Annotated in this window: 16 protein-coding genes; 10 read left to right on the top strand and 6 right to left on the bottom strand. The window is 48.3% G+C overall.

Annotated elements, in window-relative coordinates:
• Nucleotides 1-244: 244 nt before the first annotated feature.
• Nucleotides 245-1,051, bottom strand: coding sequence for a 2,3,4,5-tetrahydropyridine-2,6-dicarboxylate N-succinyltransferase (locus tag H608_RS0119940; RefSeq protein WP_028789235.1), 807 nt, complete (start codon nucleotides 1,049-1,051; stop codon nucleotides 245-247).
• 105 nt (nucleotides 1,052-1,156) lie between these two features.
• Between H608_RS0119940 and H608_RS0119935 the strand changes: the two genes are divergently transcribed.
• Nucleotides 1,157-2,311, top strand: coding sequence for a glycosyltransferase family 4 protein (locus H608_RS0119935; protein WP_028789234.1), 1,155 nt, complete (start codon nucleotides 1,157-1,159; stop codon nucleotides 2,309-2,311).
• A 117-nt stretch (nucleotides 2,312-2,428) separates the two neighbouring features.
• On the opposite strand, the gene H608_RS0119930 is transcribed toward H608_RS0119935, so the two are convergent.
• Nucleotides 2,429-3,004 (bottom strand): L-threonylcarbamoyladenylate synthase, encoded by a 576-nt coding sequence (locus tag H608_RS0119930; RefSeq protein WP_028789233.1) that lies wholly within the window; start codon nucleotides 3,002-3,004, stop codon nucleotides 2,429-2,431.
• A gap of 106 nt (nucleotides 3,005-3,110) precedes the next feature.
• Nucleotides 3,111-4,568, bottom strand: a complete 1,458-nt coding sequence (locus H608_RS0119925; protein ID WP_245565782.1) for a CCA tRNA nucleotidyltransferase — start codon at nucleotides 4,566-4,568, stop codon at nucleotides 3,111-3,113.
• An 84-nt stretch (nucleotides 4,569-4,652) separates the two neighbouring features.
• On the opposite strand from H608_RS0119925, the gene H608_RS0119920 reads away from it, so the two are divergent.
• Together H608_RS0119920 and miaA are read left to right on the top strand one after the other, a co-directional pair.
• Entirely contained in the window at nucleotides 4,653-5,216 is a 564-nt protein-coding gene (locus H608_RS0119920) for an IS1096 element passenger TnpR family protein (protein WP_028789231.1), read from the top strand.
• Between the two features lie 54 nt (nucleotides 5,217-5,270).
• Nucleotides 5,271-6,173, top strand: a complete 903-nt coding sequence (gene miaA / locus H608_RS0119915) for a tRNA (adenosine(37)-N6)-dimethylallyltransferase MiaA (protein ID WP_038009221.1) — start codon at nucleotides 5,271-5,273, stop codon at nucleotides 6,171-6,173.
• A gap of 6 nt (nucleotides 6,174-6,179) precedes the next feature.
• On the opposite strand, the gene H608_RS0119910 is transcribed toward miaA, so the two are convergent.
• Together H608_RS0119910 and H608_RS0119905 are read right to left on the bottom strand one after the other, a co-directional pair.
• Nucleotides 6,180-7,751: an OmpP1/FadL family transporter gene (locus H608_RS0119910; protein ID WP_028789229.1), complete on the bottom strand. Its 1,572-nt coding sequence runs from the start codon at nucleotides 7,749-7,751 to the stop codon at nucleotides 6,180-6,182.
• 134 nt (nucleotides 7,752-7,885) lie between these two features.
• The gene (locus tag H608_RS0119905; protein WP_028789228.1) at nucleotides 7,886-8,674 is read right to left on the bottom strand and encodes a hypothetical protein; all 789 of its coding nucleotides are present in this window, start codon (nucleotides 8,672-8,674) and stop codon (nucleotides 7,886-7,888) included.
• Between the two features lie 238 nt (nucleotides 8,675-8,912).
• Here H608_RS0119905 and proS point away from each other — a divergent pair, with 238 nt between their 5' ends.
• The 3 genes from proS (at nucleotide 8,913) to H608_RS0119890 (ending at nucleotide 11,415) form a co-directional block, all read left to right on the top strand.
• The gene (gene proS / locus H608_RS0119900; RefSeq protein WP_028789227.1) at nucleotides 8,913-10,391 is read left to right on the top strand and encodes a proline--tRNA ligase; all 1,479 of its coding nucleotides are present in this window, start codon (nucleotides 8,913-8,915) and stop codon (nucleotides 10,389-10,391) included.
• A gap of 130 nt (nucleotides 10,392-10,521) precedes the next feature.
• The gene (locus H608_RS0119895; RefSeq protein WP_028789226.1) at nucleotides 10,522-10,959 is read left to right on the top strand and encodes a hypothetical protein; all 438 of its coding nucleotides are present in this window, start codon (nucleotides 10,522-10,524) and stop codon (nucleotides 10,957-10,959) included.
• Between the two features lie 9 nt (nucleotides 10,960-10,968).
• Nucleotides 10,969-11,415: a hypothetical protein gene (locus H608_RS0119890; protein ID WP_028789225.1), complete on the top strand. Its 447-nt coding sequence runs from the start codon at nucleotides 10,969-10,971 to the stop codon at nucleotides 11,413-11,415.
• Between the two features lie 2 nt (nucleotides 11,416-11,417).
• On the opposite strand, the gene H608_RS0119885 is transcribed toward H608_RS0119890, so the two are convergent.
• Nucleotides 11,418-12,227 (bottom strand): RDD family protein, encoded by an 810-nt coding sequence (locus H608_RS0119885; protein ID WP_028789224.1) that lies wholly within the window; start codon nucleotides 12,225-12,227, stop codon nucleotides 11,418-11,420.
• Between the two features lie 122 nt (nucleotides 12,228-12,349).
• On the opposite strand from H608_RS0119885, the gene H608_RS0119880 reads away from it, so the two are divergent.
• From H608_RS0119880 to H608_RS0119860, 4 genes are read left to right on the top strand one after another with little or no spacing between them, the layout of a single operon-like run.
• Nucleotides 12,350-13,405, top strand: coding sequence for a stage II sporulation protein M (locus H608_RS0119880; RefSeq protein ID WP_155990273.1), 1,056 nt, complete (start codon nucleotides 12,350-12,352; stop codon nucleotides 13,403-13,405).
• Nucleotides 13,406-14,278 (top strand): DUF4129 domain-containing protein, encoded by an 873-nt coding sequence (locus H608_RS23930; RefSeq protein ID WP_155990272.1) that lies wholly within the window; start codon nucleotides 13,406-13,408, stop codon nucleotides 14,276-14,278. It begins immediately after the preceding gene.
• Between the two features lie 3 nt (nucleotides 14,279-14,281).
• On the top strand, nucleotides 14,282-15,529 hold the full coding sequence (locus tag H608_RS0119865) for a DUF4350 domain-containing protein (protein ID WP_028789222.1): 1,248 nt from the start codon (nucleotides 14,282-14,284) through the stop codon (nucleotides 15,527-15,529).
• 23 nt (nucleotides 15,530-15,552) lie between these two features.
• Nucleotides 15,553-16,572 (top strand): AAA family ATPase, encoded by a 1,020-nt coding sequence (locus tag H608_RS0119860; RefSeq protein WP_051268542.1) that lies wholly within the window; start codon nucleotides 15,553-15,555, stop codon nucleotides 16,570-16,572.
• Nucleotides 16,573-16,645: the final 73 nt, after the last annotated feature.

Here is a 16,645-nt window from a genome sequence, read left to right as displayed (position 1 = left end):
GCAGCCGTTTTTTTATTAATTTGAAGATTTGAAGATTTGAAAATGCAGGGAGAGGTGAATAGTCATCCCGAAGCCTCGGGAGTCAATGGTGAAGATCGTTACTTTACCTATGACCTATCACCTATCACCTAAAACCTAAAACCTATGGCCGAAGCTTCGGCCCGAAGTATCGGCCCGAAGTATCGGCCCGAAGCTTCGGGCCTTACGCCTTTCACCTTACACCTTAAGCCTTATACCTTTCACCTTACACTGACACATTAAACTCACGCAACGCATCATTCAGGCTTGTCTTCAGGTCAGTGCTGGGCTTGCGTTGACCGATGATCAGGGCGCAGCTTACACCATATTCGCCTGCGGGGAATTTTTTGTTATACGTACCCGGAATTACTACGCTGCGGGCAGGAACGCGGCCTTTCATTTCCACGGGCTCGCTGCCGCTTACATCGATGATCTTGGTTGACTGGGTGAGTACCACGTTGGCGCCGAGTACGGCTTCTTTTTCCACTACTACGCCTTCTACCACAATACAGCGGCTGCCGATAAAGCAACCATCTTCAATAATCACCGGTGATGCCTGCAATGGCTCGAGCACTCCGCCGATACCCACACCGCCACTCAGGTGAACGCCTTTGCCAATCTGCGCACAACTGCCAACAGTAGCCCATGTGTCCACCATGGTGCCTTCATCAACATAAGCACCGATGTTTACATACGAAGGCATCAGCACAACGTTGCGGCCCACAAAGGCGCCATAGCGGGCAATGGCATGTGGCACGGCACGTACGCCGAGGTCTTTGTAATTATCCTTCAACAGCATTTTGTCGTAAAATTCAAACGGACCTACTTCCCAGGTTTGCATGGGCTGGATGCTGAAATATAGCAGGATGGCCTGCTTTACCCATTCATTCACTACCCAGCCATTATCGGTGGGAGAGGCAACACGGATGCGCCCCTTATCGAGGTCTTCCATCACGGTATGTACAGCTTCGGTATATTGATTTTCCTTGAGTAATTCGCGGTTGGCCCAGGCCTGGCTGATCAATTCCTGCATAGTGTAATTTTTTTGCAAAGTTAAGGATGCTGCCCGAAAGGCGGGTTGATTTCCTCCCTGTACCTCCCTGTGGTCAATCGGCAAATTATCCGCAACTTTGCAGCTATGCAGATCGGATTTGACGCTAAAAGAGCTTACCATAATACCACCGGGCTTGGTTATTTCAGCCGCACGCTGATCAACCTGCTTGCTCATTATTATCCTGAGCATAATTACTATTTATACAATCCTAAATCCTCCGATAAATTCTATCCTGATTCTCCTGCCGTGCATGAAGTACGGCCTACGGCTTTTTTAGATAAATTATTCCGCTCGGCGTGGCGGAGTAGTTGGGTGAAAAAAGATCTGCTCAAACAAGGGATCGATCTGTATCATGGTCTCAGTCATGAATTGCCGATGGGTATCGAAAAAACGGGCATCCGCACCGTTGTTGCCATGCACGATCTCATTCCCGAGCGGTTTCCTGAACAGTTTAAACCGATCGACGTTGCCATCTATAAAAAAAAATACCGCCATGCGTGCAGGGTAGCTGATCATATCATGGCGATCAGCGAACAAACCAAACAGGATATTATCGACTATTACGAAATTCCTGCGGAGCGTATTACGGTCTGTTATCAAAGTGTTGATCCGGCGTTTGCTCAGCGGGCGACTGAGCAACAAAGAGCTGCGATACGTGTACGCTATGGTTTACCTGAAACTTATTTCCTGTACGTAGGAACCGTTATTGAAAGAAAGAATCTGCTGAATATCTGCAAGGCACTGTTCCTCCTTCGCGGCCGGTTGGATATTCCATTGGTGGTAGTAGGGAAAGGCGGCAAGTACCTGGAACAAGTGAAAGATTATATCCGTCAGCAGAACCTGGAGCGGCAGATTATTTTTGTTTCCGAGACGGCAGGGTATGTGGCACAGGAAGATTTTCCCGCGATGTACCAGATGAGCACGGCCATGTTATATCCGTCTTTCTTTGAAGGGTTTGGTATCCCTGTGCTCGAAGCTCATTGGAGCCAGGTGCCTGTTATTACCTCCAATGTTTCCTGCCTGCCCGAAGTCGGCGGCCCCGGTGCGTATTATGTAAATCCGAATAGTTCGGAAGAAATTGCGGAAGGCATGTTCCGCCTGGCTACGGACAGCGCATTGGTGCAACAGTTGATTCAGTTAAGCGGTCCGCATATTCAGCGGTTTGCACCGGAGGTGTATGCGGCGTCGGTGATGGCCATTTATGAGAGAGTAAACAGCCGCCCGATACTTCGGGCATAAGTTTTAAGTAATAAGTTTTAAGTAATAAGTAATAAGTGAAATAGCCCATTCACGATTGACGATTCACGATTGACCATTCACGATTGACCATTCACCATTCACGATTTTACTTTTGAATTAATCCCTTATCACCGTAATATCATTCTCCCCATTCCATTTAATGATCGAGGAAGGTTGTGCCGGCTTCGTCTCTTCCTGCCGGTGATGTACAATATAGTCCACCTGACTTTTTATTTCTTCTGAAATAGCTGCAAAAGAGCCGGCTGTGGGTTGCCCTGAAATATTTGCAGAAGTAGATACGATCGGTTTGCCCAATCTTTTGATCAGGTGCTTGCAAAACATATCATTACAGATACGGATGGCAATACTTCCGTCTGCACCCGTCAGGTTATCTGCGAGGCCCAATGCGCCGGGATAAATAACCGTAGTGGGTTTCGGGCGTTGCGCCAAATAATCAAAAAGTGAAAGATCGGGACTGGCCACATGCTTCAGTACATCCCGTTCATCAGCAACCAGGATGATCATCGCTTTTTCATCCGCTCTTTTTTTTATCTCATAGATACGTTTTACCGCAGATGCATTCGTGGCATCACATCCCAGTCCCCAAACGGTGTCGGTGGGATAAAGGATTACGCCGCCTTCACGTAATACGCGCAGGCTGTTGGTTATATCTTCTTCAAATTCAAAAGTCACAAGTCAAAATTCAAAAGTGAATAAGTCAATAAGTGAATGGTGAATAGTGCACGTTGGGCTGCGTCTTCACCATCTTCCTATATTATCTAATCTTCAAATTTTCAAATTACCTGATTCCTATCTCTCTCGCTTTTTCCATTAGAAAATTCTTCGCCGCTTCATATTCATTGGCCACGATACCATCCAGTATCGCATCTTTCAACGAATCTTTCAGCAAACCCACTTCACGTGACGGATGCAGGTTGAACATCGTCATGATCTCTTCTCCGCCGATCGGTGGCTGCCAGTTGCGGATCTGGTCTTTTTCTTCCACCTCGCGACAACGCTCGCGCACCAGGCGAAAATTCTCCTGGAAGCGTTTTACTTTTTGCTTGTTTTTTGACGTGATGTCGGCATCGCAAAGTGTCATCAGTGCTTCGAGGTCTTCGCCGGCATCAAACAGCAAGCGCCGTATGGCAGAGTCGGTTATATTTTCTTTCGTTAAACTGATCGGCCGCAGGTGCAGTTCCACCAGTTTTTTTACAAACCGCATTTTTTCATTCTGCGGCAGTTTGAGCTTTGCAAATATTTTGGGTACCATGCGGCCGCCCACCACTTCATGTCCGTGAAACGTCCAGCCATGGCCTTCTTCAAATCGTTTGGTCGCCGGCTTGGCTATGTCATGCAGGATAGCTGCCCAGCGCAGCCACAGGTCATCCGACTCGCGGGCCACATTGTCCAGTACCTGCAGTGTATGATAGAAGTTATCCTTATGCCCGTAACCATCTACATATTCTGCACCTGCCAGTTCCACCATTTTGGGAAAGATCAGTTGCAGCAGTCCGCTTTTGTAAAGCAGGTCGAAGCCAATCGATGGTTTGGGAGAAGCGATGATCTTGTTCAGTTCATCTGTGATTCTTTCCTGCGAAATGATTTCAATGCGATGTGCCGTTTCTATAATACCCCGGAAGGTGGTTTCATCGATGTCGAACCGCAGTTGCGCGGCAAAACGGATGGCACGCATCATACGCAGGGGATCATCGCTGAATGTGTGCGCAGGTTCCAGCGGCGTGCGGATGATTTTTGCCCGCATATCTGCGATGCCATTGAACGGATCGATCAGTTGGCCATAGTCGGCTTCGTTCAGACTTACCGCCAATGCATTGATGGTAAAATCGCGGCGGTTCTGGTCGTCCTGCAATGACCCGGGCGTTACATGGGGTTTGCGGGAATCCGATTGATAACTTTCCTTGCGCGCGCCCACAAATTCTATTTCAAAATCGTCGACACGGATTTGTGCGGTACCGAAATTTTTAAAAAAATTGACGTTGGGAACCGGTTTGAAACGGCTGGCTACCGCATGGGCCAGCGCAATGCCATCACCCAGGCATACCACATCGGCGTCCTTGGTAGGGCGGTCAAGGAGTTTGTCGCGTACGAAGCCGCCAACCAGGTAAGTTTCTATGCCCAGTTCGGCAGCCGCTGCCGCAATTTTTTTCAGGTAAAATAATTCCTTATCGGTACACCGGATATCCATGATCGGCGCAAAGATAACCTTCAGCAGGTAAAAAAGCAGGGGCTGCACATACCTGCCATTTAACGGCATGATAATGGTGGCCTGAGCGCTATAAATTGGGCTATTTCGTCATTCATTCCTTAAATTCGCAGTATGGCTATTTTAAAATTCCGTGTTTATTTTGAAGAGGATGAAAGTATTTACCGTGATATTGCCATCCGTCATACACAAAAGTTTTCCGAACTGCATGAGACCATCCTGAAGGCATACGAGTTCGACAGCAAACACAAGGCTACTTTTTACCGCAGTAATGATAACTGGCAACAGGGCCGGGAGATCACGCTGGAAGTATACGATAAACCATATAAAGCACCACCGCTGGTAATGGCTGAAACCACCATCGGTTCCGAGATCAAGATCCCTAATCAGAAATTCCTTTATCTCTACGATTTCAATAAAAACTGGTCATTTCTTATCGAGTTGATCAACGTGTCAAAAGAAGAAAATCCCAAACTCAGTTATCCTGCCATCGTGCGCACGGAAGGGATCGGTCCAAGTCAGTATGGTACCAAAGGATTGCTGGGGGAAAAATTTGCGGAAGTGGAAGAGAAGTATGATCTCTCGCAGGGTGCCGACGGCTTCGGGGAAAAAGACGCTGACGGCGAAGACTACGGAACAGAGGAAGCGGGAACCGAAGACAGTAACGAAGAACTTTAATCTGTTTACTAAAAACATATTCGGCCCCGGAGTAATTCGGGGCTTTTTATCGCTATGGAACAAAAGCCATCCAGGACAGTCATCGTATTGGCCGGAGCCACCGCTTCCGGAAAGACGGCCGCTGCCATACGTTTAGCCAAAGAATTAGGTACGGAAATTATCTCTGCCGACAGCCGGCAATGCTACCGCGAACTCAATATTGGTGTGGCCCGGCCTTCTGAGGCCGAACTGGCCGCCGTTCCGCATCATTTCATTGCTTCCCATTCTATTCAAGACCAGGTGACGGCTTCCGATTTTGAAGCGTATGCCCTGGGCAAGGCCGAAGAAATTTTTAAGAAAAATGATACGCTGGTAATGGTCGGCGGCACCGGTTTGTATATCCGCGCCTTCTGCGAGGGACTCGACAATATTCCCCGCATAGAAACGGCTATCCGCGAAAAGATTGTTGCGGAGTACGATCGTTTTGGACTGGGCTGGCTGCAGGAACAGGTGCAGAAAAAAGATCCGTTGTATTACGAAACCGGTGAAATCCGTAACCCGCAGCGGCTCATGCGTGCACTCGAAGTGCTGGAAGCCACGGGCCAGTCAATCCGCAGTTTTCAAAAAGGGGCCACCGCACAGCGCGACTTCAACGTGATCCGTGTGGCCATCGAATTTTCGAGGGAAGAACTGGATGAACGGATTTATCAGCGAGTAGATAAAATGATCGGAGATGGCCTGGAAGAAGAGGCGCGCGGACTGATCGCTCACCGGAATCTGAATGCCTTGCAGACGGTCGGATATGAGGAAATGTTTGATTATTTCGATGGGCTTTACTCCCGCGACGTGGCCATCGAAAAAATAAAAGTGCATACCCGTCAGTATGCACGCCGCCAGTTTACCTGGTTTAAAAAAGATAAGGAGATCCGCTGGCTTACCACCAATCAGATCTCCCTGAGAGGGCTGGAATTATCCTAGTCCTGTCTATATTTTGAATCCAAAAGTCAGATAGATATTGCTGCCTGTGCCGCGGACATTCGCAAAGGTGTTTGCCTTATCAGGAAGACGGTAAGGGAAACTTACGTCTTTGCTGATGGCATGCACATAGGTGAGGTCGATGAAGATGCCGTTGTTGCGGTAACCAAGACCGCCACTCAGGAACATGCGGCTTGCTTTCAGGGCTGCGTCAGCATAAGGATTGCCGTAATAAGCAAAACCCAGACGTGTCATGATCGTGGTGAACTTTAATTCACCACCCACGCGGAAGTTGAAGGCATTTTTATAATAAGATTTTACCACACTATTCAGGGAAGAATAATAACCATCGTCCTCCACTGTTTCATCCGCATTGGAGAAACGGTTTGACTTATGGGTCACGTATTCAATGTCTGCGCTGATGAATCCTTTTTGCTTGCTCACGTCTTCCACTTCACGCAGTACATAAGCGCCGCTCATCATGAAACGCCATGGGGTCGAAAGGCCATATTGATAGCTTGCGCGCATGCCATTATTCAAAAAGCCGGATGTAACGGGTACACCGTTATCGATCACACCATAGTTTTCGGTATTGGTGGTCATGGTGGCTTCGTAGGTATCGGTGAGTGTATACCAGGAAGGCGTGTGGATGGTAGCGCCGAGACGTACCGACTCGGTAGGCTTATAAATGGCACCCAGCTTCAGGTTAAAACCGATGCCTTTTGTGGTAGAGCGCTCGCGCATTTCAGAGAAAGAAAAATAATTGGCTGCGTTGCCGGTGGCATCTGATTCGCGGAGTACACTGATGCGCTCATAATTTACAATGGGAATGCCGATCGCACCGCCGAGATAGAATTTGTCTTCGCGGTTTCCGGCGTAGCCCAAGGCAATATCGGTAACACCTCCTGAGGTTTCAATAAGGTGTTCCTGGTTTACCAGGAAGTCGCCGTTGTTCCGCAGCTTGTCGTACATGGCCATGCTTACAAACTCGGGCCCACCGCCGGGTCTGATCGTAGCGGTATCGATAAGGTAACTGTAAAGTGCCATACGCGTACCGAACGACACGGAATTGCTGTTGATCATTTCTTCGATGGACATGCCTGTCTGCTGGCTTACCTGAGCCGCCTCTGCGGCGTATTGTTCACCATAAGAAGAAAAATCATTCTGGCCTTTGTAATAAATTTTATTGGCAAAACTGGTGCTTCTGTTTACGGCAAAGCTCAAAGCCTGTGATCGCCATTTGCCGGCAGTAGGCCATCCGAAGACAACACCGGTTGGCCCTAACTGAAACCGATTATTCTGTTGTGTGGTATCTGTACCGCGGAAGGAACCTTTGTTGCGGTTGAATTGAAACCCCGGCGACAGCACGATATCCGTTGACTTGTAAAAACCGATACCGGCGGGGTTCACATATAAGGCGCTGATGTCTCCGCCCAGGGCACCGGTAGCGCCGCCCACTGCATTGATCCTCGCTGATCCGTTGACCGGACCCCACGAATATTTCAGGACATCTTCGGGAACCTGAGCCATAACAGCCTGCCCGATAATGGTGGCGGAAATCAGGGTGATGATTTTTTTCATAATCGTTTTGATATAAATCCTTTCAGTAAGCAGCGAGTCGGAATGTACAGCAAATAACCGGCCAGGTACAGTGCCGTATAAGCCTGTCACAAGTATATTCAATGATAGATTAAGCAGGTGGTGTTTGTGCGCTGTTATCTTCTGCCTGGTCTGCTCACACCGCCGCCGCTTCCGCTTGATCCGCTACCGCTGCTCCGTCCTCCCGAATTGGAAGAAGAAGGTGTGTAGCTGCGCGAAGGTTGAGAGTTGTTGTTGTTGTTGTTATAGCTGTTGCTATTGGAACTGCGTCCGTTGTTGCGATAATTTCCGCTGTTGGTATTGTTATACCCCTGGAAATTGCTGCCACGGTACGAGTTCATCATGCGGTTGTTATTGTTACTATTCGCGTTGTAGAAACGTCCGCTGTTGCCACCACCTGTTGAATAACTGTTGGGTGTGAAAGCGATCGGACGGCTTGGAGATACACGGGGAACTTTACTGCCGCCAATTACAATTACGCCGGGACCATAACCACCCCAGCCCCAGCCGCCGCCGCCGTAAAAACCGGGATGGAATCCGCCGTAGTAAGGATTGTAATAATAGTTCCAGCTCCAGTAGTTATTCCATGGGCTGTTCCAACCCCAGGGATCGGAATAGCGGAATGCATTATAGCCATAAGGCGAAGAGAAATAATAATCGTCGAGGTAAGACCAGCGGTAAGGATTACCGGCGCGCATACGCAGGAAACGGTCTTCATAATATTCATCGCTTCCCTGGTACAACCGGTCATTCTGACGCGGGGTACTCACGTATTCATCCTGTACCTCAGCTTTGGCCGGTGAGAAATACAGATCATCCGGTGTCTGACCTGTTTTATAAGCTGAACTACAGCTACTGAGAGCAACAACAGTTGCTATTGCGAGGGTAAAAAGTGAGGGTTTCATTCGGCTTAGTTTTAAAGTTTAGGCGGTCGGTGGAAATCCTGCAACAAAAACCTCATTTCCACCAGCAGGCACAAGATTTCGGCTTTTAACAGCTATTTTTGCGCCTCACCCGATAAAGTTACGACAAAAACACACGGAGTTTGCTTTAAAACTGAGAATGGGTTGTTAAAAAAGTGAACGCCCGTTAGTTATGGCAGTACAGAGACGGTTTTATTAAAAAAATAGCATATAGCTTCTTATGAGCAAAGAAATCACTTCCAGGGAGCAGGACTACTCCCAATGGTATAATGACATTGTGGTGAAGGCCGATCTGGCCGATCATTCAGCCGTACGCGGATGTATGGTCATTAAACCGTATGGATTTGCCCTGTGGGAAAACATGCGCGACGTGCTGGACCGCATGTTCAAGGATACCGGTCACGTAAACGCCTACTTCCCCCTGTTCGTTCCCAAAAGCCTTTTTGAAGCCGAAGAGAAAAATGCCGAGGGCTTTGCCAAGGAGTGCGCCATCGTTACGCATTACCGCCTCAAAACCGACCCCGATAACAAAGGCAAACTGATCGTCGATCCCGAAGCCAAACTGGAAGAGGAACTGGTTGTAAGGCCCACCAGCGAAGCCATTATCTGGAACACCTACAAAGGATGGATACAATCGCACCGCGACCTGCCGATACTCGTGAACCAATGGGCCAACGTGGTGCGCTGGGAGATGCGCACCCGTCTTTTCCTCCGTACGGCCGAGTTCCTGTGGCAGGAAGGGCATACGGCACACGCTACCAAAGACGAAGCCATTGAAGAAACACGCCAGATGCTGAACGTGTATTCCACTTTCGTAGAGGAATACATGGCATTGCCCGTTATACGCGGTGTAAAGACACCGGGTGAACGTTTCGCCGGTGCGGAAGATACTTACTGTATTGAAGCCCTTATGCAGGACGGCAAAGCCCTGCAGGCCGGCACCTCGCATTTTCTCGGACAGAATTTTGCCAAAGCATTCGACGTCAAATTCGCCAACCGCGAAAATCAACTCGAGTATGTATGGGCGACCAGTTGGGGTGTAAGTACACGCCTGATCGGTGCCCTGGTAATGGCGCACAGCGATGACGAAGGACTCGTACTGCCTCCGCGCCTTGCTCCGCTGCAGGTGGTGATCGTGCCGATCTACAAAGGCGATGAACAGAAAGCACTGATCGATGCAAAAGCCGGTGAAATAGTGGCCGATCTTAAACGCCTCGGTGTGCGGGTGAAATACGACAACAACGATAACAACCGCCCGGGTTGGAAATTTGCCGAATACGAGAAGAAAGGGGTGCCCGTGCGGCTGGCACTTGGCGCCCGCGACCTGGAAAAAAATATGGTGGAGATCGCCCGCCGAGATACCCGCGAAAAACAAACTATCAGCCTGGAAGGCATTGCCCAACACGTAGACAGCCTGCTGCTTGATATCCAGCACGCAATGTTCCGCAAAGCCAAAGCCTACCAGGAAGAACATATCACCCCTGCAAATTCTATGGAAGAATTTGTAAAATTGCTGGACGAAAAGGGTGGATTCATTGCCGCGCATTGGGATGGCACCGACGAAACCGAACAGGCCATCAAGGAAAAGACAAAAGCAACGATCCGCTGTATTCCGCTGGACAATCCGCAGGAAGAAGGGGTGTGCATTCTCACCGGCAAACCGTCCACGCAGCGTGTGCTGTTTGCAAGAGCGTATTGAGTGAGGGTGAATTGTCAATGGTGAATAGTGAATTGTCAATGGTGAATGGTCTGCCTTGGTTCGTGAAGACACGAACCAATACTTAAAACTTAATACTTACTACTTATTACTTAAAACTTATAACCTGACTATGGCAGACGAACTATTCAACAACGAAAAAGAAAGTCCCTCGCTGTTTGATGTACAGTTGGACCCGGTAGCACAGCAACACATTGCCGCCATTGTTCAATGGTCGCGGATCATTGCTTTTCTTGTCCTGGGTATGTTGGGCATAGCCGCGCTCATCGTAGTGGCCGGTCACGGTGCGGCTTCACAGGAAACGATCATTCCCGGATTGAGCGCCAGTGAAGGATGGGGAATGATCATTACCCTGGTACTGGTGGCTGTACTCATCATGGGTGTATGGCTTTACTTTTTACTGCGGGGAGCACGATTGCTGAAAGACGGACTTGCTGCCAGCGACAGCAATGCGCTGGCCAACGGTTTCCGCTTTATGCGCATATTTTTTTCCATCAGTATTACCCTGGGCGTGTTGTCCATTCTCGGTTCAATCATCAACATATTTTAACCCTTTACCATGAATAGCATTTTTGATATATCCGATAAACCGCTTGACGACAAAGTGCGTGTGTCGCTTCGTTCCTTTGCTGTGGTAGCGGGAACAGCGGCTGTCGTTATGGGCATTAATGTGCTTTTTTCCCTGATTGCCAGTTTTGTTACTTACGGCAAAGCTGCGGAATTGAAAAGGGAAATGGAAGGTTTTAGTAGCAATACTTTTCGTGTGCCTGAACCTTCTATGGGAGGATTAATTCTGCAAACAGTGATCACACTTGCTATATGGGGCGTACTGATTTATTTCCTGTCAGGATTTGCCCGCAAAACAAAACAGGGCATCGATTCCAATAACCAGGCGCTGATAACAACAGGACTCGGCAATCTTGCTTCCTATTTCAAGGTCATCGGTGTATTGCTCTGTATTTTTGTCGGTTTTATGTTGCTGGCTTTGCTGGTAGCTCTTGGATAAAATTATCTTGTAGACAGGTAATTGTAATCTTTCAATAAAATTTCCAGGAAATCGAACGGCGACATCGACGTTTCGATTTTCAAATGGGTTTTGATCCGGTCGGCTGCATTGGCGGCCAGGTCAAAATCATTTTTCCTTCTGGCGGAGGTGAGAATGCTTTTGATGGCATTGATATCGCGGTCACTGAGTTGCATGATCTGCGGATAAGCAGGCTGATAAGTTGACTCCACTTCCTGGAATACGGTATCCTCGATATTTCCGCGCGCATTTGTTTGTACTATGATGGTGTGTGCCAGCATATCGCCAAGTCGCTGGCCTTTGGCAGATGCCGCCACAAATACAACCTCCGCAATAAAATAAATGATGGACGCGATCAGGATAAAATAGCCAATCGCTTTGAAGTCACTCTGACCGATACTGAAGGCAAAAAACAACAGCAACACAAACCAGATATCACGCAGGAGCCAGCGGATCATGAACTGGCCGATATTGGGCTTGCCGCCGTTTTCATTGATCACCCGTAAATGCATAATGGCTTTGCCGGCACTGCGACCGTTGGTCGTGATTTCCATTAAGGGGAAATAGAGTAGTGGCGGCACCATCATGGCAGTCCAGAGCGCTTGCAGGGTGAAATATTCGTCGTCATCAAACATCGCTTCCCTGGCATAGTCGCTCAGCAAATAAGTAACGAGAATAAAATACAATACGATCAGCGCCCAATCAATTAAAAGAGCTACCAGCCGGCGATAAAATTCCGGGATCTCAAATTCAACATCGATGTTGAAACTGGTGGGGACTTTGATGACAGCCATGGCCAAATTTAGTTATAAGTAGTAAGTTTTAAGTAATAAGTAGTAAGTTTTAAGTAGTAAGTAGTAAGTTTTGGTGAAAGGTGTAAGGTATAAGGTATAAGGTCTAGGGTAATAGGTTATAGGTGGTAGGTAAAGCAGCCATATTGACGATTGACGATTCACCATTGACCATTCCCGCAAAAAGCATTATTTTACAAACCAAAACCGAGCCGCCCGTGCGTGAAGCATTATTTATCAAAAAAAACAAGGACCGCTGGCTCCGCAACCAGCACATGCCGTCGGATAACCCCGACGAAATGGCCAGCGATTTCACTCAACTCGTTGAAGACCTTGCTTACGCAAAAACTTTTTATCCTTCGGGAAAAGTAACCGGCTATCTCAACAAACAGGCTTCCCGCATTTACCTGGATATTTACCACAACCGTAAAGAAGAAGGCAACCGCCTTTGGCGTTTCTGGAAATACGATGTGCCGCTGACCATTGCCAAGCATCATCGCTACCTGCTATTTTCTTTTATATTCTCTCTCGTATTCTTCAGCATCGGTTATTTTATTTCCGGGCAGGATACCCAGGTTGCCCGCGATTTCTTCGGCGATGGGTATGTGGAACAAACGCTGGACAATATTTACTCGGGAAATCCTTTCGGTATTTATGAAGGCGGCAACCCGTTCATGATGTTCATTTATTTCATGAGCCACAACTATAAGATTGCACTGATCATGTTTATATCGGGATTGTTTTTCGGGTTACCGACTTTATTTTTCCTGGCACAGAACACCGTCATGCTGGGCATTTTCGATCAGTTTTTTGCAGCACATGGTTATGGTACCGACTTCTGGATGGTTGTTTTTGTCCACGGCACGTTAGAGATGACGGGCATCGTGGTGGCCGGCGCAGCGGGCCTGGTAATGGGAACGAGTTTTCTTTTTCCCGGTACACTCACCCGTATGCAGGCATTCAGGCGAGGAGCCAAAGACGGCATGAAGATCATGATCGGGCTGATGCCTGTGTTCGCCGGAGCAGCTTTGTTCGAAAGTACGTTCACACGACTGTATCAGAAATATTCGTATCTCACTACCGGCATCACTATCGTATCGGCCATATTTGTGATCTGGTATTTTATCATCTATCCCATTTTGCTGCGCCGCAGACTCGGGATCAAACGGGAGGAGATCTAAGTGAAGGTTTCACACTCATTTATTTCCAATACTGCCTGCCTGCGGACGATTTTTGTTGCAGCGCTGATAGCCGGCTTTTCTCAAAAAGGCGAGGCGCAGGATTATCAAATGGACACCGTCGTAAAGCAGGAGATCACTGTTGAGGAGATTGCTGACCCGGAAGAAGCTGATGAAAGTGATTTTACCTATCGCTGGCTACAACCGCACGGCGGTGGCCCGGATACACGCGATCTGCGCAAAGTTTCACCTACCGCATTGAACAAACTGAAAGGCGATAAAAGCTTCTGGTATATCGACGTTGCTCCGGACTCAGCAGACAGGAAAGAAGAACAAAAGAAAGAAAAAGCCGAACAGGATAAATCGTCTTCCCGCTCAAGCCGCTCCGATAATCGTTCCGGTGATTCCGGTTTTTCCGGAGGAGGAATGAATGCCTTACTTTGGCTGCTGATCATTGGCGGTTTCGGTGCGTTGGTAATCTGGTACCTCAGCAACAGCAATATCCGACTGTTCCAACGCAACCGAAAAATGAAAAACACGGATGCAACGGAGATGGAGGAGATGCCGGAGGATATTTTCAAAATCCCTTATCAGCGTGAATTGGATAAAGCCATCGCCGCAGGCAATTACCGCCTGGCGGTCCGCCTGCTTTATCTCAGCCTGCTGAAACAACTGGCCGACAAGGGACGGATACATTACCGGCAGGAAAGCACCAACTCCGATTACCTCGCACAGCTTTATAAAACGCCGCTGTATAACGATTTTTTCAGAGTGACACGCCACTATGAGTATAGCTGGTATGGACAATTTCCCGTAAGCGAACAGATCTTCACAACCATCCGTAATGAATTTGCAAAGCTGGGGGCGAAAATCTAAAAAATGAAACGAGCATTACCGGTCATATTTGGTTTGGTGCTGATCCTTGCGATCGGGTTACTGCTGTTCTCGCCGGGCAATTCAGCCGGCAAATCTTCTCAGGGCAAAAAGAAATGGTCGAAGGCCGATAACCAGGTTACGCTGCGCAAAAATGACAAAAAGCCTTATGGCCTGTATGTCGCTTATGAACGATTAGCGGATCTTTTTCCCAAAGCCAATATCACCACATCCGCCGACCAGCCCGGTCAGTGGGATTCGATTGCTTTCTTCGGATCGGACCAGGCCGTTATTATTTTCTCACCACGGGTAATGGCTTCGCAATATGAATTCAGAAACCTGTTACGCTTCGCGGAAAATGGCAACGATGTATTCATCAGTACGCTGGCGGTTTCTTCATCGGTTTCTTCTTATGCCCGGCTCGATGTGGATTATACCGATATTTCCTGGTTCAAGAACAACGATCTGGCAGCCGATGGCATGACCGAGTCGCTGGTAACACCCTGGTCAGGGCAATACAGTTATAAGGGAAAAAGAATGGAAGGATATTTTGACCCACTTGACACCACCCTGGCCACACCACTTGGCCGCGGTCACGAAGGCAAGGTGAATTTCATCCACCTGAAAGCCGGTAAAGGCAACCTGTACATCCATCTTTCGCCGCTGTCCTTCTCCAATTATTTCCTGTTGCAGCCAGGTAATATAAATTATTACGAAAAAGCATTGTCCGTTATCAATCCCAACGTAACACATGTAGTGTGGGATGAATATTTTCTTAACAACCGTCCGAAAGATCAGAATGAGTCAAAAAGCAACAACTGGTTTTCCAGCATGGCGAAAAACCGCGAGCTGCTCGCGGCCTTGCTGATCGCGGCAGGATTTTTATTGTTGTATGTTATACTCGGTATGCGCCGCCGCCAGCGCTCGATTCCTGCTCAGCCGCCACTCCGCAACGATTCACTCGATTTTGTAAAAACAGTCGGACGCCTTTATTTTGAAAAAGGAGACCATACCAACCTGGCACGCAAGATGACGGCTTATTTCCTGGAACACCTGCGCAGCCGCTACCAACTGGCAACCGGATTACTGAATGATGATTTTATACAACAGGTGGTGGAGCGTACCGGTGTGGCAGAAGAAGAGGTGCGCCCAATCATCGACACCGCCGTAAGGTTGCAATCGAACGTGTCGGTAAACGACAAACAACTGGAAACCTATTACCGCCGGCTGGAGAAATTTTACCAGCAGGCTTAATACTGAATAAGTAAACTACGTTTATGGAAGAACAATATCAAGACCAACAGCAGGAGCAGCCTCAGTTAGAGGATCAGCTCTTTGAAAGCCGTACAGACCTGAGTGAACTGAACGGTGCTGTCATGGCCATCCGCAGCGAAGTGCAGAAAATAATTGTAGGGCAGGATGATATGGTGAAACTGATCCTGGCGGCATTGCTGGCCGATGGTCACGTATTGATCGAAGGGGTGCCCGGTGTGGCAAAAACATTGGCGGCTAAACTCGTAGCGCGCAGTGTCGACGCACGGTTTGCCCGCGTGCAATTTACACCAGACCTTATGCCTTCCGACGTTATCGGTACACCCGTGTTCAATCCGCGTGAAGCATCTTTTGAATTCAAAAGAGGACCCGTCTTCGGCAACATCGTGCTGGTAGACGAGATCAATCGCGCCCCGGCGAAAACACAGGCGGCCCTGCTGGAGATCATGGAAGAGAGACAGGCTACTGTCGATGGCCGTTCTTATCCAATGGAAGCACCCTTCATGGTACTGGCCACGCAAAACCCGGTTGAACAGGAGGGGACTTATCGTCTTCCCGAAGCGCAACTCGACCGTTTTCTTTTTAAAATCGTAGTGCCTTATCCTACCGAACAGGAGGAGCTCAGCATTCTCACACGCTTTCATCACATGGGTAATACCGTTGTGGATGATGTGGTGAAACCTGTTCTGCATGGCAGCAAAATCGTTGCGCTGCGCAAACAAATCAAAGAATTGCTGATCGAGGAGAAGCTGCTGATCTTTATCGCAAAGCTTATTCATCAGACAAGAAATCATAAATCCATTTATCTCGGTGCTTCTCCACGCGCATCGCTGGCGATCATGAACGCATCCAAAGCAATAGCTGCAATGGCGGGTCGCGATTTCGTAACGCCGGAAGACATCCTCGAAGTGGCCGTGCCTGTGTTGCGTCATCGCATTATCCTGGCGCCGGATAAAGAAATGGAAGGCGTAACAGAGGAAGAAGTGATCCGGCAGATTATTAACGGGCTGGATATTCCGAGGTAAGTAGTAAGTAGTAAGTAGTAAGTAGTAAGTAGTAAGTAGTAAGTAGTAAGTAGTAAGTAGTAAGTAGTAAGTA

It is taken from the genome of Terrimonas ferruginea DSM 30193 (assembly GCF_000425585.1).
GTDB classification, from domain to species: domain Bacteria; phylum Bacteroidota; class Bacteroidia; order Chitinophagales; family Chitinophagaceae; genus Terrimonas; species Terrimonas ferruginea.
This window is presented reverse-complemented; position numbering and strand designations above follow the sequence as displayed.

Coding starts and splice junctions, on each gene's coding strand:
- H608_RS0119940 (WP_028789235.1), bottom strand. CDS start 1,051: ATGCAGGAATTGATCAGCCAGGCCTGGGCCAACCGCGAATTACTCAAG.
- H608_RS0119935 (WP_028789234.1), top strand. CDS start 1,157: ATGCAGATCGGATTTGACGCTAAAAGAGCTTACCATAATACCACCGGG.
- H608_RS0119920 (WP_028789231.1), top strand. CDS start 4,653: ATGGCTATTTTAAAATTCCGTGTTTATTTTGAAGAGGATGAAAGTATT.
- miaA (WP_038009221.1), top strand. CDS start 5,271: ATGGAACAAAAGCCATCCAGGACAGTCATCGTATTGGCCGGAGCCACC.
- H608_RS0119910 (WP_028789229.1), bottom strand. CDS start 7,751: ATGAAAAAAATCATCACCCTGATTTCCGCCACCATTATCGGGCAGGCT.
- H608_RS0119905 (WP_028789228.1), bottom strand. CDS start 8,674: ATGAAACCCTCACTTTTTACCCTCGCAATAGCAACTGTTGTTGCTCTC.
- proS (WP_028789227.1), top strand. CDS start 8,913: ATGAGCAAAGAAATCACTTCCAGGGAGCAGGACTACTCCCAATGGTAT.
- H608_RS0119895 (WP_028789226.1), top strand. CDS start 10,522: ATGGCAGACGAACTATTCAACAACGAAAAAGAAAGTCCCTCGCTGTTT.
- H608_RS0119890 (WP_028789225.1), top strand. CDS start 10,969: ATGAATAGCATTTTTGATATATCCGATAAACCGCTTGACGACAAAGTG.
- H608_RS0119885 (WP_028789224.1), bottom strand. CDS start 12,227: ATGGCTGTCATCAAAGTCCCCACCAGTTTCAACATCGATGTTGAATTT.
- H608_RS0119865 (WP_028789222.1), top strand. CDS start 14,282: ATGAAACGAGCATTACCGGTCATATTTGGTTTGGTGCTGATCCTTGCG.
- H608_RS0119860 (WP_051268542.1), top strand. CDS start 15,553: ATGGAAGAACAATATCAAGACCAACAGCAGGAGCAGCCTCAGTTAGAG.